Source organism: Congregibacter brevis (genome assembly GCF_045689245.1).
GTDB lineage: Bacteria > Pseudomonadota > Gammaproteobacteria > Pseudomonadales > Halieaceae > Congregibacter > Congregibacter brevis.
In genome coordinates this window covers 2076984-2102922 of sequence record NZ_CP136865.1, presented here as the reverse complement: position 1 = coordinate 2102922, position 25939 = coordinate 2076984, and the positions used below count along the sequence as shown (strand labels likewise).

Here is a 25939-nt window from a genome sequence, read left to right as displayed (position 1 = left end):
CCAGTTCAAGCTGAGCGGTGATCGTCCTGCGCCGCATTCACCCTTTAGGACCCTAGACCTTGAACCCCAGATTACTGAGTCTTGCTTTCGCCCCCTTCGCGCTCGGCACAAGCGCTTTCATATACATCGGCCTTATCGAGCCCATGTCTAAGGACTTAGGTGTCGGCATCGCAAGCGTTGGTCAACTTCAAACAGCATTTGCCCTCGCTTGCGGAATCGGTGGCCCGATTCTAGCTCGACTGCTCTCCAAATTTGACCGCAAGCTCCTACTCGTTGGCGTGTTGGCAATCCTTGCGATAATGAATCTAGGCACGGCCCTCGCCCCGGATCTCATCACCATGGGTAGTATTCGATTTGCCGCCGGCTTTTTTGCTGCGCTGACCTTGCCACTGGCAACGACCCTTGCTGTGACCCTCGTCCCTGAAGAGCTTCGGCCCAAAGCCATCGCGACGGTTCTCGCTGGTTACACCCTGGCATTTCTTATCGGCATCCCCGTTGGCAGCATCCTCGGTGACCTGTATGGATGGCGCTCAGCCTTCTGGCTGGCCGCAAGTATTTCCACTGTCGCCTGTGCCGTTATCGGACTGTTCGCTCCCGCACATATTCACGCTCCTGAACCTGGCGCCTCCAGTTTTCGCAGAGCGCTCGTGGGCGAGAACCCAAAACTTATGCTTATCACCATGCTGAGCTTTGGCGCGACCTTCGCCACGGTAAGCTTTATTGGGCCAGTTATCACCGCGTCTACTGGCATTACCGGTTCGGGAATCGCGGCCATTCAAATTTCGACCGGCATAGGCAGCCTCTTGGGCCTGCCCGCTGGGGCGATGCTCGCCAAGCTAACCGCCAGGGCCGCCTTAAGCATACTCCTCAGTGCTATCCTACTCACGCAGCTACTCTTCTCTATGGGGATGCTTTTTGACCTTGGCATGCTTTCCATTCCTGTGATGGTCTTCACCATGGCCTTCAACTCAGCTGCGTTATTCGCCACCACCCCTGTCGCACAAACAAAGCTTGCTCTCGCGGCGGGTCCTGCGACCACGATTGCCTTCGCGCTGAATGGTTCGATGGTTTATTCTGGGCAGGGTTTGGGGTCATCCTTGGGTGGCGCCGTAACCAGCTCCATTGATTTGGGCTGGACTGGGGTAGCTGGCGCGATTGCGGCGCTCCTCGCGCTCCTCCTGGCACAAAGATTAAAAGTATAACGAGGTAAACAATGGCTCTTGCGACCCTAGGCGTTTGCTACTACCCCGAGCATTGGCCGCGAGAGCTTTGGCCTGAACAGGCAGCAACCATGCGCAGTGGCGGTATTGAGCTTGTGCGTATTGCTGAGTTTGCGTGGTCGCGCATAGAGCCTAATCCCGGACAATTCGATTGGGAGTGGCTGGATGCTGCCGTAGACGCTCTGGCCGCCGAAAACCTGCGAATCATTATGTGTACGCCTACGGCCTGCCCCCCCCTGTGGCTCGTCGAGCGTTTCCCGGAAATTTTGCCCGTCGACAGCGACGACAACATTCGCCGGTTTGGATCTCGACGTCATTACCGATTTGCCAGCCAGGTATACCTCGATGAATCCATTCGCATCAGCCAGGCCGTTATTGATCGCTACGCCAACCATCCCTCGATCACGGGATGGCAACTGGATAACGAATATGGCTGCCATGAGACAACGCTGAGCTACAGCGAAGACGACGGACGCGCCTTTCAGCGCTGGCTCGAAAAACGTCACAAGCATATTGACGCCCTCAATACTGCCTGGGGTACGGTTTTCTGGAGTCAGGAATACCGAAGCTTTGCCGAGATTGGTCGACCTAACCTTACGGTCACTGAGGTAAACCCCTCTCATAGCTTAGATTACTGGCGGTTTGCCTCCGACCAAGTCCGCGACTACAACGCAGCGCAAAGACAGCTGCTCAAAATCTCCCAAGGATCGGATCGCTGGGTAACCCATAACTTCATGGGCAACTTTATTGATTTCGACCATTTCTCCGTCGGAGCAGATCTCGATGTCGCAACCTGGGATAGCTACCCCCTTGGGTTTCTCGATCAAGGTTGGTTCAAAGAAGAAGAAAAGCTCCGTTACCGACGCATCGGCCACCCCGACTGGGCAGCCTTTCATCACGATCTGTATCGCGCTGTGGGGCGTGGTCGCTTCGCCGTAATGGAACAACAGCCGGGACCTGTTAACTGGGCAGAATCCAACGCACAACCCTTGGACAATGCGCCGGCCTTTTGGGGAATGGAAGCGATCGCCCATGGCGCAGAGTTTGTCAGCTACTTCCGCTATCAACAGCTACCGCGTGCGCAGGAACAGATGCATGCGGCCCTGAGATTGCCAACAGGCGAGGCTGCGCCGGCATGGCGTCCGGTGAGCAGGCTGGCCCAAGAGCTACAGAGCCTTACGCCGAACACCACTTCTCAGGCTCCCGTCGCACTACTCTTTGACTACCCGTCGTGCTGGGCCAGTATGATCCAACCTCATGCACCCTGCATGGACCAGCTGGAGAGTACCTTTCATTACTACAGCGCTGCCCGCGCACTGGGGCTAGATGTCGATATCGTCCACAGTGAATCAGAACTGGACGCTTATGAACTTTTGATTATCCCGGGGACAATCATTGTAAACGCAGCGTTTGTAGCGCGAGCCAAAAATGCAGGAGTAAGCTGCCTCATTGGCGCTCGTAGCGGCTCTAGAGATGAGCACTGTGGGCTCCCCGAAATCCTTGCTCCCGGTGTACTACAAGAGCTCATTCCTCTGCGCGTACTTGCGGTAGACAGTATGCGCCGTGGCGCTGTCCGCTCCTTTAGCTACGAGGGAAAAAGCTACGAGGCGAGTCGCTGGCATGAGTCTGTGGATTCGACCTTAGAGCCAAGGATGCGCTGCGACGACAATGCAGGCCTTTGGTACAGCGCGGACAATCACCATTACATCAACGCTCACGTACCCACAGCATTCCTTACAGAGGTGATACGGGAAATACTCTCGGCGCGAGACCTTAAACCTAAAGCTCTCCCCCAAAGTTTGCGTATTCGCACCCGGGGATCACTGACTTTTGCCTTTAACTTTTCGCCCGAGAGTCAAAGCTTCGTACTCGACGGTGCAAACTGCATTATCGGCACCCGCAACTTAGCTCATGGAGACTACGCGGTATGGCAAAGCGACTGTGAGTAAATCCGTAAGCACTCCTCTAAAAGTCCTTTTCGCCCCCTTGGTTAAGGTGCTAAAGCAGCGCTGCGGCAGCGATGCTGTTTGGGCTGCCGCAGCACCGGGCCGCGTGAATCTCATTGGCGACCACACAGACTACTCCCAAGGTTTCGCCCTACCCATGGGTCTCAATCTATACACGCTAATAGTGGCTTCTCCGCGAAGGGACGGCTCTGATGCGATACGCATTCTCAGCACGCAGGAGGGCGATGCAATTCTGCGGCTGGGGTGCGATGAATCACCTATGGGAGACTGGACCGACTACCTTCGAGGAGTACTGACACTCTACCAGCGACGCGGTGTTCAGGTCCCTGCACTAGACCTCGTTGTTGGGGGCAACCTGCCTTTGGGCGCGGGGCTGTCCAGCAGCGCTTCTCTTGAGCTGTGCTTCGCCGCACTCATCGAAGCGATCACTGGACATGAGCTCCCCGTAAAAGAGAGAGCGCTCCTTTGCCAGCAGGCGGAACATGAGTTCGCGGGTGTGCCCTGTGGGATTCTTGACCAGTTTGCTGTGAGCTTTGCAAAAGAAAATACCGCGATGCTCCTGGACTGTCGCGAACAGAGTATTGAGAGCATCGAACTACCAAGCCACGTTCGCATAGCGATTGTGGACTCCGGTGTCCGACATGCACTGGCAGACGGAGGCTATGCCGAGAGACGCGCCCAAGTTGAAGAGGCACAAGAAGTACTGGGGAAGTCCCTCCGGGATACCCATCCGGAGACCCTGAGCTTGCTATCTGACGCTACGATAAAAAAACGCGCGCAACATGTGGTTACTGAAAATAATCGCGTGCAATTATTCGTGGCAGCATTAGGAAAAGGCGATATCGCAACAGCGGGTGAACTGATGTACGCCAGCCATGAAAGCCTGTCCCGTGACTTTGCTGTTAGCTGTCTGGAGCTGGACACCTTGGTAGACGCCGCTCGGGACGCCGGCGCGATAGGCGCGCGTATGACCGGCGGCGGATTCGGTGGATCCATGGTAGCTTTTGTGGCCCATGACAAAGCCAAAGTCTTCGAGATGAGTATCACCGAACGTTTTAAAGCCGCTGGGTACGGTGAACCAGTGATCCGTTGGATAAGCGCAGCCTCCGGCGCCCAAGCCTGGAACTGGACATGAGCGAACATCCCCATCGTCGCTACAACCCGCTGTCCGATCGTTGGGTGCTGGTGTCTCCTCAAAGAGATCAGCGCCCCTGGCAAGGACAGGTAGAGGACACTCCAAACCCCGAACCTTCCTATAGTGAAGACTGCTACCTCTGTCCCGGTAACGAGCGCGCGGGAGGCAAGGTCAATCCCAACTACTCGGGTGTTTATGTTTTCGAAAATGACTTTCCAGCACTACTAACAGATTGTGAATTTACGAATTCGGAGGCCGCTGGCGACGAGCTATTCCTTGCGGCCGGTGTTCAGGGACGCTGCCGTGTGATTTGCTACAGCCCGAGACATGACTTAACGCTTGCCAGTATGGATGATAGACAGCTAATGGCTGTGATCGAAACCTGGGCAGACGAGACGCGCAGCTTAGGCGAGCATTTTGAGCACGTTCAAATTTTTGAGAACCGCGGCGCAACGATGGGTTGCTCAAACGCCCATCCCCACGGACAGATATGGGCTCTCAGTGCCCTGCCCAGTGAGGTCTCTGTCGAGAAGCGACAACAGTCGATGTACTTTGAAAAAAACGGCAGCTCGCTGCTCCTTGATTACGCACTCAAGGAGCGAGCCAAGGCTGAACGGGTCGTTTGTGGGAACGAACACTGGATCGCCGTAGTCCCCTGGTGGGCTACCTGGCCCTTCGAAGTCTTACTACTTCCGCTGGATCCAGTCGCCGCAATGCCGGATCTGACATCGGCACAACGCCAGTCGCTAGCCTCAGTCTTGCAGCAACTTCTCGGTGCTTATGATGCGCTGTTCTCTGTACCATTCCCCTACTCCATGGGCTGGCACGGAGCGCCCTCCTCGACTGACGACGCCTCATGGCAATTGCATGCTCATTTTTACCCGCCACTGCTTCGCTCAGCGACGGTGCGCAAACACATGGTGGGATTTGAAATGCTAGGCGAGTCGCAACGAGACTTAACGCCCGAACGCGCGGCAGAGCAGTTACGCAAGGTCCTATCATGAACACACAGTTCGTCGTCTTTACCGCGATCACCGCCGCGATAGCCGTATTCACTTATTTACAGTGCCGTAAGGCCCCGCGTAGTGGCGACGACAATGCCGAGTACTTTTTGGCCGGCAAGACGCTCTCCTGGTACTTTATTGCAGGCTCTATCACGCTGACAAACCTGAGCACTGATCAACTTGTTGGCATGAATGGCAACCAAATGCTCTTACTGGCATGGTGGGAGCTGGCGGCTGTAGTGGGCCTTCTCATATTGGCTTTCGTCTTTGTACCGATCTACTACCGTTACAACTGCACGACGACCACAGAGCTCCTTGAAAAGCGCTACGGCAAACAGTCTCTACGCTCTCTGGTTTCCATTTTGTTCCTACTGGGCAACGTTTTTCTATATCTACCCATCATGCTCTACACAGGATCGCTATTCCTCAAATCCATGTTTGGACTTGAAGCATCGACCTTGACTATTGCCTGCGCGCTAGCTGCCCTCGGATCATCCTACGCGATCTTCGGCGGTCTTCGTGCGGTAGCGGTCTCAGACACCCTAAGCGGTATTGGGCTACTAAGCTTGAGCCTTCTCGTAGTGTGGCTTTCTTTGGATGCCATCGACTTTGACTTTTCAGGCATCCCCGCTGAACGACTCACGCTTATTGGCGGCCCCGACTCACCGATTCCGTGGACGACGTTGTTCACTGGCATGCTGTTCATTCAGATTTTCTACTGGAGCACCAATCAGACTATCACCCAAAGAGCGATGGCCGCACCGACAGTGAAAGAAGCGCAGAAAGGTGTGCTAGCTGCAGCGGGCATTCGCCTGCTCATCGTGCCGGCGATTATTGTTATTCCGGGCATTTGCGCCTACAAGCTGTATGGCGACATCGGCGACGCCACCTTTGGAACCCTGGTTGGCGATCTGCTCCCTGGCTGGCTATCGGGAACTTTTGCGGCAATGATGGTTGCTGCGGTACTTACCAGTTTTAACAGCGTTCTAAATTCTTCCTCCACGCTCTACGTTATTGATCTTCATGAGCCCTATGTGAACAAAGGGGCCAACGTGCATCGCCTGAATGTGCTGGTATCTATCGCATTTGTAGCCTGCTCTTTGTTACTCGTACCTATCTATGACGGTGCGGAGAGCATCATCAACCTGGTGCAACAGCTCAATGGTCTACTGAGCATGCCGATTCTCTCTGTCTTCATAGTGGGCCTTGTTTTCAGTGGCGTGGCCGCAGGAGCCGCAGGCATAGCATTGGTAAGCGGCGTCGCTCTCTACGCTGTGTTCTCCTTTGTCTGGACGCCCATTCACTATATTCACCTTATGGCGGTCACTTTGTTCTTCTGTATCGCGGTCGCCCTGCTCACTAACCGCTTTGTTTTTAATGGCAAAGCAAAGCTGTCTTTTGGAAAGGCGATCCCCGCTTGACTCTGAGTCGCCTTGATGCCGGCGCGAGCACTTTGGTGCTCGACTGCGGCGGTAATCAACTGTCCCTGTGTTATCTGGGCAGTCGTTTACCTGAAGGTCTCGACCTTGATGAAATCCCGCAGCTTACCAATTCACCTACGCCTCATGGCGAGCTGGATTGCGAAGTGATGGCTGAAGGCTTTCCGACAATGGATGGTCAGTCTTCTGCTCATTCGGCACTCATGGCGCGTAGAAACGATCATGCCTTGCTAACCAAGCTGCGTGTATCCAACTCCGTATCGACAGAAGCCTCGCTAAAGATTGAACTTCGCGACGAAAAGGCGGCTGTGAAACTACAGGTCGAATTTCGCAGTACCCCCTCGGGTGTGTTCTCAAGTCGGTGCACTGTTGTTAACACCTCCAGCGATACCGAACTGCATGTCGACTGGCTTGCATCCCTACATCTCCAGCTTCCTGCATCGCATAAACACGTTGAGCGCTATGGTGGTTTTTGGGCCAATGAGCTTCTGCACGAGCGCACAGCACTTGGTCAATATGCGATCGAGATCGGTAGCACGCGAGGTCGCAGCTCCCACCAGAATTTTCCCACGCTTATCTGCGGCGAAAGCGGATTCAGCGATGAGCAAAAGAGCGTGTTGCTCGCAACGCTGGAGTGGAGCGGCAATCATAGGCTGCGCATTGACCCCTCTCCGGCGGTGGGCCACAGCCTGCAAGCAGGTGTACAACTACAACCCGGCGAACTCAGACTTGCCCCCGGAGAGCAATGGCAGAGTCCATCCGCGCTTTTTGCCCTGAGCAACCAGGGTGTCAACGAGATACGTCGGCAATTCAAGCAGTACTGGCTTCATCGCAAGGGTTCGGATATCGGCGCTATGCGACCCGTGCATTTCAACAGCTGGGAATCCAGCTACTTCTCCCACGACGCCAACAGCAGCCTTGAGCTTATCGACGCAGCACATGCATTGGGGGCCGAACGCTTTGTGCTGGACGATGGGTGGATGCAAGGGCGCACTGACATTGGTCGTGGGCTGGGGGATTGGGTCCCGTGTGCCGAGCGTTATCCGGCGGGTCTGGGGCCTCTTGCAACGCATGCGAGGAGCCTGGGGTTGTCGTTTGGAGTATGGATCGAGCCAGAAATGGTGACCTCGGACACGCAGGTCGCTCGAGAACATCCGGACTGGATAATCAGCTCGGAGGGCTATGCGCCCGTATCAGGGCGCCAACAATTCTTACTCAACCTCTGCATTCCCAGCGTGCATGAGCACATCCTTCAGTGCATCGATCGACTTGTGAAAGACTGTAATCCCGACTATCTAAAATGGGACATGAACAGAGATTATGCCCAAGTTGGTTTTGGAGAAACGGCGACTCCCTATGAGATGACGCAAGCTTGGTACACACTTGTTTCAAAGGTTCGTGCTCGGCATCCAAACATCGCCATTGAATCCTGTGCTGCCGGCGGCGCCAGAACTGATGCCGGTGCCCTCGCTCAGTGCGATCGAGTTTGGCCCAGCGATAGCATGGACCCCTTGCAACGATTCTTGATCATGAAGCACGCCAACACGGTGTTTCCACCTCAGCTATTGGGCACCCACGTGGGCGCCAGTCCGTCCTCTACGTCCGGCGCACAGCTACCCTTATCGACACGCTGTATCATCGCGCTACTGGGGCATATGGGACTGGAACTCAATCCCAAAGAGCTCAGCGATAACGAACGATCAACGCTACGACGTTGGACGGCGTTCTATCAAGCTGAACGAAAAAGCTTGGCAAATGCCGACTTTTACTACCTCGATCAAATAGAACCCGGGCTGGATTTACTGCTGGTTTACAACAAAGACAATAGCCGAGGCCTGCTTTTTGTTCTTCGCAGTGCCTACCCACGCCAGGCACAACCGCCTACTGTTCGGCTACCATCCTGTGTTGCGAACACCTATTTTGATATGGAATTGCTGAACCCTGAGGATGCTGACTTCGTACAGCTCAGCAGCGGCTGGCATCGCGGTGATAAAGTGTCCGTGTCTGGTGACACTCTGCATCAGGTAGGTTTGAAAACGCCTTTCCTCCGCTTCGGTCACTGCGCTCTGATTCAGCTAACGCCTAACCAAAACTAGACATTTAACACTCAAAGGAAGTAAGCATGGAAACCAATACCTTACGCACCGCCCAGGTCGCAGCCGGTTTGCTCTTGGCCCTGGCGATCACACAGGCTATCTATACCGCTTTGTACATGGCAGAACTCAAGGTGCCGAGGCATTTGCTTTGGGGAATCGAGGGTCTGCTGTTTACAGTTCTGGCAGCCTACGCTGGTGCGGGAATGGTGCAGACCAAAAGTTTCCATGTGGGATGGTCCGCCATTGCATTCAGCGCCGTGCTCAATGTTGTGCAGGTCAGTGTAGGTCTGACGATGTTCGGACCCTTTCGTGAAGCAGCAGGGCAAGTGGAGGGCCTGGCACCAGCCGCTGGAGCCGTGGTGGCCTTCTCCTTCATGGTCTACTACGCCGCAAAGCTGCTTCTCGGTCTCGCCGCGATCATTTTCGGCATGGCAAAGCTCAAAGCGGGCGGCGCGGCATTAGGGGGCGTAACAGCGGCTCTTGGGGCTGTTGCCCTGGTAGCTAACGGAACCGTGATAGTGCTGGGACGTGACGGGTTTATGCCCTCCGCCGTCGCCGGCGGATCCGGGGTTGCAGCGACATTACTGCTGGCACTGTGTCTAACAAGCGCCGCGCGAGATTAGAGTCGTGCAAAACATAACGCCAGTACAGCTAATCACAAGGCTCGTCGTCTACTATACGATTTTACTGTCGGTGATAGCCGCGCTGCTGCTCGCTAACTCAGAAACATTGCAATACATGCCCTTCAGCGGTAACGATGCCCATGATCGAAAAGATTTTGAGGTTACGGAAACCTCAGTCCGGCTGCCGCGCGAGTTACTGGATACCAGCACCACGAGAGGATCCATCACTCCCGAGCTGTTCTTCACATCGATACTGTTTCTGACCAGCACGCTGATAACAACGATTCTGGTGATGATTCCAGTAACTTGGACCTACACCGCCACCCGCTTCGAGGCGGGGCCGTCCAAGGCATTCGTGCGAGCGCTGATTCTGTTACCTATCGCGGCAACAGCCGTCGTTTTGTTGATTCAGAACAGTCTCGCATTGGCCTTCGGCCTCGCCGCGCTTGTGGCGGCCGTGCGCTTTCGAGTCAGCCTTCCTGAAGCGATTGATGGCATCTATATTTTCGTCGCTATCTGCGTCGGATTGGCAGCGGGCGTCGGTTTTATGGGCGTGGCGCTCGTCATGACGTTAATTTTCACTCTAACCAATGCAGTTCTTTGGCTCATCGACTACGGTCGTAATCCTATCGATGACGCCCGCCATGACGCAGCTGCAGCGAAACTGGCGAAGCGTTTACGGGAGTAAGGCGAGCGGCGTTCGGTCAGTTACTGCTCGGCAAACAGGAGAGCTATTCCATGAATGAGTGGCGAAAAGCGGGTAACACCGCAGTCATCACCGGGGGTACCAGTGGCTTGGGATTGGAGACTGCTAGGCGTTACACCCTAGCGGGTATGAATTTAGTCCTCGTCGATCGCAACGCTGATTCTCTGGAAGCTGCCAGAGCAGAACTTGAGGCTATCGGCCAAGGCGCGGATATCGTCACCGAGGCCTGCGATGTATCGGACTTAACATCGATGCAAGCGCTCAGTGAAAGGACCTTCGAACGCTTTGGGACCGTCAACTGCCTAATGAATAATGCTGGCATGGGACTTCCCGTTGGTATGCCGTGGGAGAACTACGAAGAGCTGACGAAGACACTCGCCACCAATCTCTTTGGTGTTGTCCACGGTTGCCAAGCATTCATCCCACAGATGCTTGAGAGTAGTGCTACCGGGGTTATTATCAATACGGGTTCCAAGCAGGGGCTAACCCGACCTCCGGGCAACTACGCCTACAATTTGTCGAAGGTTGGTGTTCTGGCTTACACCGAAAGCGTCGCGCACGCGTTTACGCAAATCGAGGGCTGCGCTCTCAGCGCGCACCTGCTGATACCGGGCTTTGTGTTCACGCCGATGATTTCCCGCTTTATACCGCAGAAGCCGGATTTCGCTTGGACCGCCGAGGAGACTGTGGATTTCATGCTTCCGTGTATTGATCGCGGTGACTTCTATGTGATCTGTCCGGACAACGAATCGCCACGATCCGTTGATGAAAAACGCCTCCAGTGGTCCGCCGACGATTTGATTAAGAACCGTCCCCCGCTATCTCGCTGGCACACGGAGTATCGGGAAGCGTTTGACGCTTTCATGAAAGATTAGGGGACAGGTGGTCGGTAAGTGTTCGACTAACACTCAACAAAGTTGACGGGTACCGCAAGCACGTTCACAGCCAGACCGCCCCGAGCCGTTTCTTTGTACTTTTCCTGCATGTCCTGACCCGTATCGCGCATGGTTTTGATCACCTGATCGAGGGATACGTAGTGCTCACCGGACCCTCTGAGAGCCATCCGAGCCGCAGAAATAGCCTTGATAGCTCCCATGGCGTTTCGCTCTATGCAAGGTACTTGAACAAGACCGCCGATGGGATCGCAGGTCAAACCAAGGTTGTGCTCCATGGCAATCTCAGCTGCGTTCTCTACCTGAGCCGGTGTCCCCCCCAGCGCATCCGCCAACGCCGCTGCGGCCATTGAGCAAGCCGACCCCACTTCGCCCTGGCAGCCTACTTCAGCGCCAGAAATCGAAGCATTGATCTTGTAGAGGATCCCTACCGCAGCGGCGGTTAGCAAATAACGGCAGATATCGTTCTCGCTGCTACCCTGACAGTGCGCCAGGTAATACTTGAGCACTGCGGGAATAATGCCCGCCGCGCCATTGGTAGGCGCCGTAACAACCCGTCCACCCGCAGCGTTCTCCTCGTTCACCGCAAGAGCATAGAGAGTCACCCAGTCCATGGTATTTAGCGAGGGGTCGCCAAAGTTATTGGATTGACTCTTCAGTTGGCGATGCAACTGCGCTGCGCGTCGCCGCACCTTCAGACCGCCGGGCATAATGCCCTCGGTAACGCACCCGCGTTCGATACAAGCGTCCATGACCGACCACAACTCTAATAAGTGGCTGCGAATCTCATCTTCACTGCGCCAGGCCTTTTCGTTCTCCATCATTAAGGCACTGATGGACAAGCCATGTTCTCGACATTGCTCCAGGAGCTCATCTGCTGTGCTGAAGGGGTAAGGCAGAGGCGTAGGATCGTCGACAATCAGCTCCTCTCCGGAAGCTGCCGACTCGTCTACGACAAAGCCGCCACCCACGGAGTAGAAAACGCGACTCATCAGCGTATCGGCATCTGCATTCAACGCCGTAAAGCGCATGCCGTTGGCGTGGTAAGGCAGCGACTCGCTACGATGCATGATCAAGTCATCGCGGTAACTAAAGGCAATCATTTTGCGGTTCAGCAAGGACAGCTCATGAGAACTCCTCACTCGATCGACATGGGTGGCGATGCTGTCTACATCAACGGTGTCGGGAAGCTCACCCATCAGACCCAGAATGATCGCCTTGGGCGAACCGTGGCCAGCGCCCGTAGCACCTAAGGAACCAAACAGTTCCACCTTCAAGCCTGCCACTGAGTCAATAAAGCTCTCGTCTCTCAACTCCACCGCAAAACGATTCGCGGCGACCATTGGCCCTACGGTATGCGAGCTCGATGGGCCGATACCTACCTTAAACAAATCGAAGGCGCTTATGCTCACGTCAAAACCTCAAAAACTTGCGTAAAATTTTTCTCAGGGTCATAGCATTAGCTGTCTTCGTAAAGGATCTTGGCAAAGACAAGAGGGTCAACGTTACCTCCACTGAGTATCACCGCCACCGATTGATAGCGTGCATCGAGTTTACCTGAGAGCAGCGCCGCCAACGCCACTGCTCCACCCGGCTCTACAACCAGCTTTAACACTCTGAAGGCGTAGCGCATCGCCGCTTTCACCTCTGACTCTGATACCACAAGGCCCCCTGCGAGGAGTCTCTGGTTTATGGGGAACGTCAGAGCCCCGGGAGTAGGCGATAGAAGCGCATCGCAAATAGAAGCTTGCGCTGTGTCCGCTTGCTCGCGATGACCAGACTGTAAAGAGCGAGCATGATCATCGTAGTTTTCTGGTTCTACACAGAAGATAGCGGTATCAGGACTCAGCGCCGACCCAGCGAGTGCGCAACCCGCGGTTAAGCCTCCCCCGCCACAGCAAATCAATAAGGCGTCCAGAGACTCCTCGGCAGCGGCTGCATCCTCAAAAACCTCAAGTCCGGCGGTCCCCTGCCCCGCAATAACATGCCGATCGTCATAGGAGGGAACGATAACGCCCCCATCACGCTCCGCCAGCGCATAACTCATGGCCTCCCGATCTTCGGTGTAACGGTCATAGGTGATCACTTCGGCGCCAAGAGCGATAGTGTTCTCCAACTTTATCTGCGGCGCGTCTTCGGGCATCACAATTCGCGCCGGCACCGACTCGAGCTTCGCTGCTGCGGCCACTCCTTGCGCGTGATTTCCTGATGACCAGGCGATGACTCCGGCTTTGCGCTCATCCTGCGTAAGCTGGGAAACACGGTTGTAAGCGCCACGAAATTTGAAACTGCCGCTCACTTGAAGAGTCTCGGGTTTCAAAAACACCCGTCGACCGCTGTCTTCGTCAAGGAAACGATTACGCAAAAGCGGCGTTCGCACCGCTTGTCCCCGCAGTCGCTCGGCAGCTCCACGAATATCTAAAAAAGAAGGCAATTCAACACTATTCACACATGGTCTCCGAAACAAAACTCAGGCAGTGGTTCAAACACTTTCTCTAACCCTGACAATGATGAATAATTGCGACCCCATCGCTTATCAGGACTTTCACCATGCCTTATACCCTAATTCACCACACCGGATGCGGCTCGTCCAAGAAAGGCCTTGCACTCCTTCAGGAGAATGGCATTGAGCCTGAGGTCCGTAAATACATGAACAAGAGCGAAATGCTGAGCGAGGACGAGCTCCGAGATATCGCCAAAAAGATGGGCAAGGTGAGCCCTCGGGCGTTTATGCGTGAGAAAGATGCTGTGAAGTTAGGATTAGCAGACTCTGCATCAGACGATGAAGTGTTCGCAGCAATGGCAAACGAACCTAGGCTGATTCAGCGACCCATCGGGATCAACGGATCTAAAGCTGTGCTGGGGAGACCAAACGAGCAGCTTCTCGATATTGTCTAGCTCGTTCTGCCCTAGGAAATCTGCCCTTTTCCCTTGCCGAGCCTTGCCTTCTCGATTTATGCCTCTGGTTTTCCCTCTGCTTTGTCCGCAGTAGTCTGAAACAAGCTGAGCGCTGTGGGGCGCTGCCTTTGTTTAAGGCGCCCAGCACACCTAAGAAGCCGGCTACTCAGACATGCCAGCTTCGTCCGTCCTTTTCGATCAACAACTCTCCCTTAGTCGGCCCCCAGGATCCTGCCTGGTAGGGTTGAAGAGTCGGCGCGCGGGTTTGCCAGGCGTCAATTAGCTCGTCGCACCAACGCCAGGACTCTTCGATTTCCTCGCGACCCACGAACAAGGACTGATCCGCATTTATTGCATCGAGAAGTAAACGTTCATAGGCGTCCGGAATCCGATCCAACTCCGAAGAACCGAGAAAATCAAGATTGAGATTCTTTGTCACCAACCCCATTTTGTTACGCAAACTATGCTGCTTGGAGACCATCTGCATTTCGATGCCCTCGTTTGGTTGCAATCGAATGACCAGACGATTCGGGACATCCTCGCGACTGGCGCCTGCAAAGATATTGTGGGGCAAGGCCTTATAGGTGATCACGATTTCGGTAAGCTTCTCAGGCATACGCTTACCGGTACGCAGATAAAAAGGCACGCCCGCCCAACGCCAGTTATCGATAAACGCCTTCAGCGCCACATAGGTTTCGGTCTGGCTGTCCTGAGCGGGGCAATCCTCTTCCTCCAGATAGCCGGGAACCGACTCCCCACGCAACCAGCCGGCCGCATATTGCCCGCGCACTGCATGATCACGTACGTTATTTTCATCGATAGGACGAAGAGCACGCACGATCTTCACTTTCTCGTCACGAATACCCTCGGCTGTCATCGAGTTTGGCGGCTCCATTGCCACCAAACAAAGTAACTGCATAAGGTGGTTCTGCACCATATCCCTAAGCTGACCCACACCGTCGTAGTAGTTCCAGCGACCTTCGATACCAATGGGCTCCGCCACGGTGATCTGCACGTGATCGACACAGCTCTGATCCCACTGCGTGTTGATAAAGCGGTTCCCAAAGCGCATGACGAGCAGGTTTTGCACTGTCTCTTTCCCCAGGTAGTGATCCACTCGATAGATGGAGTCCTCCGAGAAGTATTCACCGACGGTGTCATTCACTGCCCGGCAACTTTCCAGATCGTGACCTATGGGCTTTTCGAGGAGCAAGCGGCGGTCTCCGATTAAGCATCCCGTCGCACCCAAGTGCTCGCAGATAGGACCGAACAATGAAGGTGGAGTCGCGAGGTAAAACATGGCCGGGCGATCGGGTGCCAGCACACCGCTGAGTTCGGTAAAGCCGTCTGCGGTACCAAAATCTATGCGGTGATAGACAAAGCGTGACGCGTAATTCGCCCACTGCTGTTCGGACCAACGGCTGTCGTCGACATACTTGCGTACCCTAACCTTGATGTCCTCGAGAAACGTCTCGAGAGTGATGTCCTCTCTGGCCAGAGCATGAATACGCACGTCTGCTGGCAGCAACTCACAATTGTCCAGGTGATACAGCGCTGGAAAAAGCTTGCGCGCAGACAAATCGCCACGAGCACCAAATATCAGCAAATCCATTCCTGTCTCCCTCGAATTACTTTAAGGCCGTGCCATTATCCAGCTCTGAAGTCTGCAACGTGTGCAACAGCGGCACTTGCCAGATTCTCTATGCCATCCCAATCCTCGGCCGCTAGCATGGCCCCGGGCGTCAGCCAAGATCCGCCTACAGTGACTACTGACTTGAGCGCAAGATAGTCGTTGATATTGTGCAAACCAATGCCCCCCGTTGGGCAGAAATCCACCTTGGGAAACGGCCCGGCGAAGGCCTTCAGCGCCGCTGCACCGCCTGACGCCTCTGCGGGGAAGAACTTGAGGCAATCAATGCCATGATCAAGGGCCCGCATGAGTTCACTCACAGTAGCAACACCGGGAATGAGCGGCACTTCAGAATCCGCCGCGGCGTCCAGAATCCCCTGAGTCAAACCTGGCGTTACAACAAAGCGACTCCCTGCTTCTACCGCCGCCTCGAAGTCTGCAGCATTCACCACGGTTCCCGCACCTACGATAGCGTCCGGGACCGCCTCACTGATCGCCTTTATCGCAGGCAGCCCCACCGGTGTACGTAAAGTGACCTCGAGTACCGGAATGCCGCCCTGCACCAAGGCCTGAGCAAGGGGTATAGCGTGCTCCAGATTCTCAATGGCAAGCACGGGCACTACCGGTGCCTGCGCAAGTATTTTTCTTGAATTACTCATTATGTTTCCTCACTGAAAATTACTGTGGCACCGGCTTCCGGTGTCGTCACCACTTGTCTGAAAACGCTAAATAGTTCACGACCCACGCCCTCTTCACTGTCTCTGGGTGTGCTCGCTAAGGGTCTTTCACCCAGGTTTTCGTCATCGCAGCTTAGGTTGCCTGACGCTGCATCAAGGGTGAGCATGTCACCATCTTTCAATCTTGCCAGAGAGCCACCCATCGCTGCTTCGGGCGTCACATGTATAGCCGCGGGCACTTTGCCCGAAGCACCAGACATGCGACCGTCGGTCACCAAGGCGACGGAAAAACCTTTGTCCTGAAGAGAGCCCAGCAAAGGAGTCAACTTGTGGAGCTCAGGCATACCGTTAGCCCGCGGCCCCTGAAAGCGAACCACCACAATGCAGTCGCGCTCGAGTTCTCCTGCTGCAAATTTCTGCGAAAGATCTTCCTGACTATCTAGGACTACGGCGGGAGCAACGACTTTGCGGTGCTCGGGTTTGACAGCCGATACCTTTATCACCGCTCGACCAAGATTACCCTTAAGCAAACGCAAGCCGCCCTCGGAGGAAAATGGCGCTTCGGCTGTCCCCAACACATCAGTATCCAGACTCTTGTCCGCAGCGGGACGCCATGCAAGATTGCCGTCTTCTAAAAATGGCTCCTGGGTGTAGTCTTGAAAACTATCGCCCCAAACCGTGCTCGCAGAACCATGCATCAGCCCGCCGTCCAGCAACTCCCGAAACAGAAACCCCGTACCCCCAGCAGCGTGAAAGTGATTGATATCAGCTTGACCATTGGGATACACACGCGCCAAAAGAGGCACGACCGCAGAAAGTTCGGAGAAGTCGTCCCAAGTCACCACCAGACCCGCGGCACGCGCCATGGCAATTAAATGGATCGTATGATTGGTTGATCCGCCGGATGCCAGTAGAGCGACAATGGCGTTTACGAAAGAACGAGCGTCGATCACATCAGCTAAAGGTCGCGCGTCGGGACCTTGCGCGGTAATACGGGTAATCAGTTCTGAAGCTTCTTTCGTGAGTGCTTCACGCAGGGGGGCTCCGGGATTTACAAAAGAGCCACCGGGAAGTTGCAGCCCCATAGCCTCCATAACCATCTGATTAGTATTTGCCGTGCCGTAAAACGTACAGGTTCCTGCACTGTGGTAGGAGGCCGATTCCGCGGTAAGGAGTTCCTCACGCCCGACTTTACCTTCTGCAAACAGCTGTCTCACTCGTGCCTTTTCCGCATTGGGAAGACCGGAAGGCATCGGACCTGCGGGAATAAACAACGCAGGCAAATGACCGAAGCGCAGTACACCCATAATGAGTCCTGGCACAATTTTATCGCAGATACCCAAACAGACGATGCCGTCGAACATATGATGTGACAGCGCAATACCGGTTGCCTGGGCAATGTTGTCGCGACTAAATAGCGACAGTTCCATCCCGATCTGTCCCTGAGTGACGCCGTCACACATCGCGGGGACGCCGCCTGCTACCTGTGCGGTACTGCCCACTGCTCGCACATACGACTTAATTTTGTCCGGATACTCTGCATAGGGCTGATGAGCCGACAGCATATCGTTGAAGGCCGTGACAATCCCGATGTTGGACGACTCCATTAGACGAATACTGTCCTTATCATCGTCACCGCAAGCTGCAAAACCGTGAGCGAGGTTTCCGCAAGAAAGCTGACCACGCTGGGGTCTCAGGTCCCGGCTGCGTGCCATGAGATCCAGATACTTTTGTCTGGGTCCGCGACTGCGACGCTCTATCTGCTCGGTAACCTTCGCTACCGTGTCATGAACTTCAACCATGCTCCCCTCGCTTGAACTGACCCATTCAGCCCAGTTGAATTATCAGCCCGTGTTGCGCATACCTGCCGCAACACCGGCAATACTGATCATAATGGCCTGTCGCGTGTCGTCATCTGCATTGCGCCGCAGACGAGCCAAAAGCTCTGCCTGAAGTACATTCAATGGCACTGTATAGATATTCCGTAGCTCCAGAGACTCTCGAGTCCAATCAAGCTTCTCAAGCAGAAGCTCTTGCCCAAGAACGCTAAGCACAGTCTCTACGTCGCTATTCAATTGGCCACGTAGCTGTTCGCCAATACCGAGCAGTTCCGGATTCACCAACTTGCCGTCGTAATGCGCCGAAAGACGGGCATCGGTTTTACTGTAGACCATTTCCAACATTTGCATGCGTGTCGCAAAAAACGGCCACTCTTGGAACATCTCCGAAATAACGACAGCGCCCTGCTCTTCCAGCTCTTTGGCAAGAGCGGCACCCGCACCGAGCCACGACGGCAACATCAAACGGTTCTGCGTCCAGGAGAATATCCAGGGAATTGCACGCAAAGCCTCAATGCCACCATCTTTCTTTCGACTCGTCGGACGAGATGCCAGCGGCAAGGCGCCTAGTTCCCCCTCAGGCGTCGCTTCACGAAAGTAAGTGAGGAACCGTGGATCGTCGCGAACAACCGCGCGATAGGCGTCGCAGGAGCTCTCGCCCAAACGGTTCATGGTCTCGCGCCAATGCGCCTTGGGCTTTGGCGGATGGGCCGTACGCGCTTCTAATATTGCGCTGGTGTAAAGAGCGAGGGTTTTCACGGCCAGACCGGTCATGCCCAACTTGGTGCGAATCATTTCGCCCTGCTCCGTAACCCGCAAGCCACACTCGAGAGAACCTGGAGGCTGTGATAGCAGTGCGTCATGCGCGGGCGCCCCACCACGACCAATGGTTCCACCCCGGCCATGGAACAGCTGCAAGCGAACACCTGCTTGAGTGCAGACGTCCAGGAGAGCCTCCTGTGCACGGTACTGCGCCCAGGCCGCTGCCAGTATCCCTGCGTCCTTTGCTGAGTCCGAGTAGCCAATCATCACCATCTGTTGCTCTGGCAAACGGCCGAGAGCGCCCTCAACCGCCAACAGATCCGTAATGACCTGAGGAGCACGGTCAAGATCGTCGAGGGTTTCGAACAGCGGTGCGATGGGCAAAGTGTCACCGCCCCCCGCTGCCTTAAGGAGCAATCGCACAGCCATCACGTCAGAGGCTTGTCGCGCCATCGATATGATGTAGCAGGCCAGCGCTCCTTCCGGCTGCTCTACCACGACAGAGCAACAATCAAGAACCTCCTGCGTCTCTTCGCTGGGCGACCAGTGCTGAGGTATCAGTGGTCTTTTGCTTTCAAGCTCTTGCTGGATCCATTCTCGACGTTGCTGCTCATCCCAGTCCGTATAACGTCCTAAACCCAGGAACTCAGTAATCTCAGACAAGGCCGCACTGTGCCGATCGGAGTGTTGCCGAATATCGAGGCGTACCAGGTTTATGCCAAAGCAACGAACCTGGCGTAGTAAATCGAGAAGCGTCCCCTCAGCTATGCGCTCCATTCCGCAATCGCATAGTGATTCATAGCAAAGTAGCAAAGGCCTGGAGAGCTCTTCGACGTCACGAATCAGGTCGCCAGTTTCAGCGGGACGACCATCCAACAAGTCCTCCACTGCCGTGAGCCACTTGCGGAGGCGAGCTCTCAGATCCTTCATCGCGCGACGGTAAGGCTCTCTGGTTTCACCTACTAGCTCTCGTAGACCGTCATTACATTCGATCATGGACAGCTCTTGTACAAGTCTGTCCACAGTCTTCAGATACAAGGCCGCCGCCTGCCAGCGACCCAAGAGCAACACTTCACGAGTCACCTTCGCGGTGACAAAGGGGTTTCCGTCGCGGTCGCCACCCATCCAGGAAGAAAATTGTACCGGCGCTGCATCCATGGGTAGTCGTTTCCCCGTGGCCGCGAGCAAGGCATCGTCCAATCGTCGAAGAAAATCCGGCACCGCCTGCCAGAGTGAATTTTCGACCACAGCAAAACCCCAGCGAGCTTCATCGACAGGGCTCGGTCGGCTTTCACGAAACTCGTGCGTATGCCAAAGCTGGGCGATCAGCTCCCGTAAACGCCGGTCCATGCGGTTGCGCTCATAGTTTGTGAGGCCCGGAGATTCCAACTGTCCCAAACAGCGTTGAATCTCTTCGTACTTGTGGATCAACGAGCGCCGGGTGATTTCTGTGGGATGTGCCGTAAGCACCAACTCGATACTGAGATCTGCGACGGACTGTTCGATCGCTGCAGGCTCAAGACCCTTCTCGGTCAGAAGATCCATAACACCTGACAGTGTTCTACTCGCGGAGTTTACGGCATCCATTTCCCGAGACAGTCCGTGATGTTGCTCAGCGATATTCGCAAGATTCAGGAACTGCGCAAAGGCACGCGCTACCAGCCCAAGCTGTTCGGTTTCTAGTCCTGCCAACAGCGTTTCCAGTTGCTCCCAACTGCTGTCGTCACCTGTACTTCCAGACTTTGATAGCAGCCTGATCTTTTCGACGCTGGCAAGAAAGTCCTCGCCATGACTTTTCGCCATGGTCTCTCCAAGCATACTGCCGAGCAAACTCACATTGTTTCGCAGGCTACGGTATTGGTGCCCGTTACTATCCTTGGACTCAGAAGAAGCAGAACTCATGAGCGGTGTTTACCTCCAGGTTGTGGAGCGAATCGGGTCGCTCTAAGACTTTCTTTAATAGCACGCAAATGAGGTTGCAGCGCTTCGCCGCGACGAAGCGATACACCCGCCGCCAAGACATCCAGTACCACCAAGTGTGCAAGACGAGAGGTCATGGGCATATAGGCGTCTGTATCCTCAGAGACCTCGAGCTCTATAGCCAGACTGCTCGCTTTAGCTAAGGGTGATGCTGCCGCAGTAAGAGCAACCACCGTAGCGCCTCGCGCTGTTGCCAAATTCGCGATATCGACAAGATCCCGCGTCCGTCCCGTGTGAGAAATAATGAAGAAAACATCATCGTCCCGAGCCGCTGCGGCGTGCATCCGTTGCATCAAGACGTCGGCATGCGCCGTGACCGGCAACGAAAAGCGAAAGAAATGGTGCTCGGCATCCTGAGCCACGGCACTGGAAATACCCAAACCAAAGAAAAAAATATGATGTGCATCAAGGAGTCGATCAACCACGGACTCCACCAGCTTCGGCGGTAACTGCTCCCCTAGCGCTCTAAAAGACATTACGGCGCTATCCAATATCTTGGCGGTATAGGTTCCTGCTTCATCATCCGGCGCAATAGATGAACTGACGTAGGGCAATCCAAGTACCAGCGATTGCGCTAGCCGAAGCTTAAACTCCGGATAGCCCCGGGGCTCAAACTTGCGGCAAAAACGGTTAACCGTGGGTTCACTCACCTCTGCCTGTTCCGCCAGAGCGGCAATACTCAGGCGGGTGGCTGACCGGGGATCGTCCAGAATCACATCCACAATACGCCGTTCAGACTTGGTAACGCGTCGGGCTGCGCTACCAAGTTCGTGGAGTAAATTGTCTTCTTGCGCCTCGGTCACGTCAGCAGCTGCTCAATCCAATGAGTCCTCATACTGACATATATTTTACTAAAACTACATATTTTTTGATTTATGAACTGTTTTGTCCTTCATTTATGTAATTTTATGGTCAAAAATAAACCCAGAGAGGCACAATCTCATGCTGCGCATCGCCATCAACGGATATGGAAGAATTGGTCGAAACATCCTCAGAGCACTCATCGAGCGTCAAGATGCACTCGCGGACAAAATCGAAGTGGTCGCCATCAATGACCTCGGCGACAGCTCAATCAATGCTCACCTCACACAATATGACTCTGTGCACGGGCGCTTCCCCGTCCCGGTCAATATCGATGGCGACCACTTAATCGTCGGTAAACAGCGAATACGAGTATTGAGTGAACGCGATCCCGAACAGCTGCCGTGGAAGGCTCTCAACGTAGATATCGTTTGCGAATGCACGGGAATTTTCACCAGTCGGGAAAAAGCCGGCAAGCACCTGTCAGCTGGCGCTCGAAAAGTGCTGGTATCGGCACCCGCTGCTGATGCTGACGCCACCGTGGTCTACGGCATCAACGATCACTTACTCACCGGCGAAGAAAAAGTTGTCTCCAACGCTTCGTGTACAACCAACTGTCTGGCACCCATGGTAAAACCACTTCATGAGTCCATCGGCATCTCTAAAGGCTACGTCACCACGATTCATTCCTATACGAATGATCAGCAGCTCTCCGACGTTTACCACAGCGACCTGTATCGAGCGCGATCGGCGACACAGTCCATGATCCCCACAAAAACGGGCGCTGCTGCCGCCATAGGTTTGGTGCTACCAGAGCTCAAAGGTCGTTTGGATGGCATGGCAGTTCGTATTCCAACCATCAATGTTTCCCTGGTAGACCTGAGCTTCATCGCGGAAAGAGACACCAGCGCAGAAGAAGTGAATGCCCTCATGACTGCGGCAGCGGAAGGCCCTCTGAGCGAAGTGCTCGAAGTCAATGAAGCCCCCCTCGTTTCCATAGACTTCAACCACAGCTCGGCCTCCTGCGTATTCGACGCAAACCACACCAAGGTGAACGGCAATCTTGTCAAAGTCATGGCCTGGTATGACAACGAATGGGGTTTTGCCAACAGGATGCTGGACAGCTGCTCAGCGCTGTTTGCGCAAGCGGAGCTTTTGAAGAGCGCCTAAATCCAGCGACGCACAGCTAGATTTCAGGACCTCATGATGCGCTTCATCGCATAGAGCGCAGCGGGCCGTTACACTTAGGTCATAAACTCGAAAGATGGGTAGCTGGTTATGACAGAACGTGTGATTCCTGACGCAGGCGTCTGCTTAAGAGACGGCTGGACTCTATACAAACAAGAACCATGGCTGCTCTCTGGGGCCACAATCCTGTTGGGCGTCATCTGCGGGGTGGTCGGGCTAATCCCCTTCGCAGGAGCGCTCGTTTACCCTCCCCTGCTGGCCGGTCTTTACAGCATGATCATCCGACTGGAACGCGGAGAGACAATCACCATCTCAAACCTCTTCGATGGCTTCCAATTTTTCATACCTTTGATCATCGCCTCGATTCTTATGTCAATCTTCATCAGCATCGGTTTGTTCCTCCTGGTGCTGCCCGGCCTCTACTTGGTCATTGTCTACGGCTTCACAAACCTGATGATCATTGATAAGAAGATGGATTTTTGGCCCGCCATGGAGGCGAGCCGAAAGCTCATTCACGCCAACTTCTGGCGCTATGCAGTATTGGCTTTTGTGCTGATGCTGATCTGTATCGCTGGGAGCATTCCCATGGGCCTTGGATTGATCGTAACGGTACCTCTGTGCCTCGCGGCACAGTATCGTTTTTATCGCGCGGTCTCCTAAAGCGCAGTCAGCCAAACCCCATCCACCCAAACGGATGCCGTTAGCGGTAGTGAGTCACGTCGGTACCGGCAAGCGCCGAGATGTTTAAAAGGCCTCGAGCAGTAATCGACGGCGTAACGATGTGAGCGCGATTTTGCATTCCCATAAGAATGGGACCGACTTCCAAAGCACCTCCGCGCATCTTGAGTATGTTGCGCACTCCAGATGCGGCATCTCCGTAGGCAAATACCAGAACATTTGCGGGCCCCTCTAGACGAGAGTTTGGAAAGATTCGCGCCCGCAGTTCCGGATCCAATGCGGAGTCAGTGTGCATTTCCCCTTCATAGGCAAAGTCAGGTTCCCGAGCTTCAAGGAGCGCCATAGCCTGGCGTACCCGCCGGCCGCTGTCGATATCGAGATTACCGAATTGGGAGTGCGAGCAAAGGGCGATATTGGGTTTTAGTCCAAAACGACGCACGTGATTTGCTGCGGCCATGACCGTATCGGCGATTTGCTCGGGTGTGGGCTCGGGATGCACGTGGGTGTCTGCAATGAACAAGGGCTCGTCTTCAGTAATCATCAAAGACAGCGCACCTCGGGGATGGGCACCATCATGGGCGAGAATCTGGCGAACATAATTGAGATGCCACAGATATTGCCCGAAGGTGCCGCAAACCAGGCTGTCAGCATCACCGCAATAGACCATAATTGCTGCAATAGCCGTGGTATTGGTCCTCATGATGACCTTAGCCAGATCCGGAGTTACGCCCCGCCGCGCCATCAACTGCAGGTAGGCTTCCCAGTATCTGCGATGCCGTGAGTCATCTTCCGGATTAACCACCTCAAAATCTTCTCCGGGCTTTATCGTCAGACCCGCCCTCTCGCAGCGCCGCGCAATAATTTCTGGACGCCCGATAAGAATAGGACGGTCTGTCATCTCTTCTATGATTGCCTGAGCCGTACGCAGCACGCGCTCGTCCTCGCCCTCGGCGAAAACGATTCGGCGCTGTGACAGCGCTGCAGAGGCAAACACGGGACGCATAATCATCGATGAACGGAAAACAGACCCATCGAGCTTCTCTCGATATGCTGCCAGATCCGACACAGGCCGCGTCGCAACGTCTGTTTCCATCGCAGCGCTTGCCACAGCACTCGCAACTACTCCCATGAGCCGAGGATCAAAAGGCTTGGGGATCAGATAATCGACACCAAAGACCAGCTGCTCGCCACGATAGGCCTCCGCAGCTTCGGCGCTTGTGGTGGCTCGCGCCAAGGCGGCAATGCCATCAATACATGCGAGCTGCATAGCATCGTTAATCTCGGTCGCACCAACATCCAAAGCACCGCGAAAAATAAACGGAAAGCACAGTACGTTGTTGACCTGATTCGGATAGTCCGAACGGCCCGTGGCGATAATTGCGTCGGGCGCAACGGCGCGAACTTCGTCAGGCAAAATTTCCGGAGTTGGATTGGCGAGGGCAAATACAATGGGCCGCTTAGCCATTCGTCCAACCATCTGGGCCGTCACAACTTTCGGGGCACTGAGGCCCAAAAACAAGTCAGCATCGTCAATCACGTGGTCGAGCGTTCGGTATTCACTGGACTGAGCAAAAGCTGCTTTCTGAGGATTCATATCCTCGCCACGGCCTTCGTAAACCAAACCATGCACATCGCACAACCACACGTTCTCGCGCTTCACACCCAGCTTCAGCAGCATATTGAGACAGGCAATGCCCGCAGCACCACCTCCCGTGGAGACAATCTTTATATCTTCAAAACGCTTACCGGCAATATGCAGAGCGTTAGTTACCGCGGCTCCAACGACGATAGCGGTCCCGTGCTGATCATCATGGAACACCGGAATATTCATGCGTTCACGACAGCGCTGCTCAACAATAAAGCAGTCTGGTGCCTTAATGTCCTCCAGGTTTACCGCACCGAAGGAGGGTTCCATGGCGCAAACAATGTCCGCCAGCTTCTCCGGGTCTGATTCGTTCAACTCAATATCAAAGCAATCGATACCCGCAAAGTTTTTAAACAAGACAGCTTTACCCTCCATTACAGGTTTTGCCGCCAAGCCTCCAATGTCGCCCAATCCCAGAACGGCGCTGCCGTTGCTGATGACCGCAACCAAGTTGCCTCGGGCTGTGTAGTCGGCCGCTGTTGCCGGATCTTTGACGATTTCCAGGCAAGCTTCCGCTACCCCTGGGGAGTAAGCTCGAGCAAGATCCTGTCCATTCGCCAATGGTTTGGTCGCACGAATTTCTAATTTGCCCGGCTTTGGAAAGGCGTGGTACCGGAGAGCGGCTTCTCTTGCTGCCTGGCGGCTCTTGTCGTCGTCCATGATGAGGTGTCCAAAAATAAAGTCATTATAAGCCAGCCGACTCTGTCACACTGCTGAAATCAGCCTTGCCAAACGCTGTTTCTGGTCTAGGCTGAAATC

20 protein-coding genes are annotated in these 25939 nt (G+C 54.7%); 12 read left to right on the top strand and 8 right to left on the bottom strand.

The window, feature by feature from the left end; all coding sequences use genetic code 11:
• Positions 1–59 precede the first annotated feature (59 nt).
• Genes R0137_RS09255 through R0137_RS09215 form a run of 9 tightly spaced genes read left to right on the top strand, consistent with a single transcriptional unit; the run spans position 60 to position 11065 of the window.
• Entirely contained in the window at positions 60–1202 is a 1143-nt protein-coding gene (locus R0137_RS09255) for an MFS transporter (protein ID WP_407326135.1), read from the top strand.
• Between the two features lie 11 nt (positions 1203–1213).
• A complete protein-coding gene (locus tag R0137_RS09250) occupies positions 1214–3169 on the top strand; it encodes a beta-galactosidase (protein ID WP_407326134.1) in 1956 nt (651 codons plus the stop codon).
• A complete protein-coding gene (gene galK, locus R0137_RS09245) occupies positions 3162–4322 on the top strand; it encodes a galactokinase (RefSeq protein WP_407326133.1) in 1161 nt (386 codons plus the stop codon). Before R0137_RS09250 ends, galK begins: the two co-directional genes overlap by 8 nt.
• A complete protein-coding gene (locus R0137_RS09240; RefSeq protein ID WP_407326132.1) occupies positions 4319–5326 on the top strand; it encodes a UDP-glucose--hexose-1-phosphate uridylyltransferase in 1008 nt (335 codons plus the stop codon). The genes galK and R0137_RS09240 overlap by 4 nt, the downstream gene beginning before the upstream one ends.
• Positions 5323–6747, top strand: coding sequence for an SLC5 family protein (locus tag R0137_RS09235; protein ID WP_407326131.1), 1425 nt, complete (start codon positions 5323–5325; stop codon positions 6745–6747). The genes R0137_RS09240 and R0137_RS09235 overlap by 4 nt, the downstream gene beginning before the upstream one ends.
• Positions 6744–8861 carry an alpha-galactosidase gene (locus tag R0137_RS09230; RefSeq protein ID WP_407326130.1) on the top strand — a complete coding sequence of 706 codons (2118 nt, stop codon included), beginning with the start codon at positions 6744–6746 and terminating at the stop codon, positions 8859–8861. Before R0137_RS09235 ends, R0137_RS09230 begins: the two co-directional genes overlap by 4 nt.
• A 26-nt stretch (positions 8862–8887) precedes the next feature.
• Complete coding sequence (locus R0137_RS09225) at positions 8888–9484, top strand: thiamine biosynthesis protein ThiC (RefSeq protein ID WP_407326129.1); 597 nt, start codon at positions 8888–8890, stop codon at positions 9482–9484.
• A 4-nt stretch (positions 9485–9488) separates the two neighbouring features.
• Positions 9489–10172 carry a DUF4956 domain-containing protein gene (locus R0137_RS09220; protein ID WP_407326128.1) on the top strand — a complete coding sequence of 228 codons (684 nt, stop codon included), beginning with the start codon at positions 9489–9491 and terminating at the stop codon, positions 10170–10172.
• A 50-nt stretch (positions 10173–10222) separates the two neighbouring features.
• A complete protein-coding gene (locus R0137_RS09215; protein WP_407326127.1) occupies positions 10223–11065 on the top strand; it encodes an SDR family NAD(P)-dependent oxidoreductase in 843 nt (280 codons plus the stop codon).
• 26 nt (positions 11066–11091) lie between these two features.
• On the opposite strand, the gene R0137_RS09210 is transcribed toward R0137_RS09215, so the two are convergent.
• On the bottom strand, positions 11092–12495 hold the full coding sequence (locus tag R0137_RS09210) for an L-serine ammonia-lyase (protein WP_407326126.1): 1404 nt from the start codon (positions 12493–12495) through the stop codon (positions 11092–11094).
• A 47-nt stretch (positions 12496–12542) separates the two neighbouring features.
• Positions 12543–13532 carry a threonine/serine dehydratase gene (locus R0137_RS09205; RefSeq protein WP_407326125.1) on the bottom strand — a complete coding sequence of 330 codons (990 nt, stop codon included), beginning with the start codon at positions 13530–13532 and terminating at the stop codon, positions 12543–12545.
• 101 nt (positions 13533–13633) lie between these two features.
• On the opposite strand from R0137_RS09205, the gene R0137_RS09200 reads away from it, so the two are divergent.
• The gene (locus R0137_RS09200) at positions 13634–13981 is read left to right on the top strand and encodes an ArsC/Spx/MgsR family protein (RefSeq protein WP_407326124.1); all 348 of its coding nucleotides are present in this window, start codon (positions 13634–13636) and stop codon (positions 13979–13981) included.
• A gap of 166 nt (positions 13982–14147) precedes the next feature.
• On the opposite strand, the gene zwf is transcribed toward R0137_RS09200, so the two are convergent.
• The 5 genes from zwf to hexR are packed head-to-tail and all read right to left on the bottom strand — an operon-like array spanning position 14148 to position 21671.
• A complete protein-coding gene (gene zwf, locus R0137_RS09195) occupies positions 14148–15593 on the bottom strand; it encodes a glucose-6-phosphate dehydrogenase (RefSeq protein ID WP_407326123.1) in 1446 nt (481 codons plus the stop codon).
• Between the two features lie 35 nt (positions 15594–15628).
• Positions 15629–16270: a bifunctional 4-hydroxy-2-oxoglutarate aldolase/2-dehydro-3-deoxy-phosphogluconate aldolase gene (locus R0137_RS09190; RefSeq protein WP_407326122.1), complete on the bottom strand. Its 642-nt coding sequence runs from the start codon at positions 16268–16270 to the stop codon at positions 15629–15631.
• A complete protein-coding gene (edd, locus tag R0137_RS09185) occupies positions 16270–18090 on the bottom strand; it encodes a phosphogluconate dehydratase (RefSeq protein ID WP_407326121.1) in 1821 nt (606 codons plus the stop codon). Before edd ends, R0137_RS09190 begins: the two co-directional genes overlap by 1 nt.
• A 42-nt stretch (positions 18091–18132) precedes the next feature.
• Positions 18133–20790: a phosphoenolpyruvate carboxylase gene (gene ppc, locus R0137_RS09180; protein ID WP_407326120.1), complete on the bottom strand. Its 2658-nt coding sequence runs from the start codon at positions 20788–20790 to the stop codon at positions 18133–18135.
• On the bottom strand, positions 20787–21671 hold the full coding sequence (gene hexR / locus R0137_RS09175) for a transcriptional regulator HexR (RefSeq protein ID WP_407326119.1): 885 nt from the start codon (positions 21669–21671) through the stop codon (positions 20787–20789). The genes ppc and hexR overlap by 4 nt, the downstream gene beginning before the upstream one ends.
• A gap of 139 nt (positions 21672–21810) precedes the next feature.
• On the opposite strand from hexR, the gene gap reads away from it, so the two are divergent.
• Together gap and R0137_RS09165 are read left to right on the top strand one after the other, a co-directional pair.
• Positions 21811–22839 carry a type I glyceraldehyde-3-phosphate dehydrogenase gene (gene gap / locus R0137_RS09170; protein WP_407326118.1) on the top strand — a complete coding sequence of 343 codons (1029 nt, stop codon included), beginning with the start codon at positions 21811–21813 and terminating at the stop codon, positions 22837–22839.
• Between the two features lie 108 nt (positions 22840–22947).
• Positions 22948–23517: a hypothetical protein gene (locus tag R0137_RS09165; protein ID WP_407326117.1), complete on the top strand. Its 570-nt coding sequence runs from the start codon at positions 22948–22950 to the stop codon at positions 23515–23517.
• Positions 23518–23557: 40 nt separating this feature from the next.
• On the opposite strand, the gene R0137_RS09160 is transcribed toward R0137_RS09165, so the two are convergent.
• Positions 23558–25840, bottom strand: coding sequence for an NADP-dependent malic enzyme (locus R0137_RS09160; RefSeq protein ID WP_407326116.1), 2283 nt, complete (start codon positions 25838–25840; stop codon positions 23558–23560).
• Positions 25841–25939 lie beyond the last annotated feature (99 nt).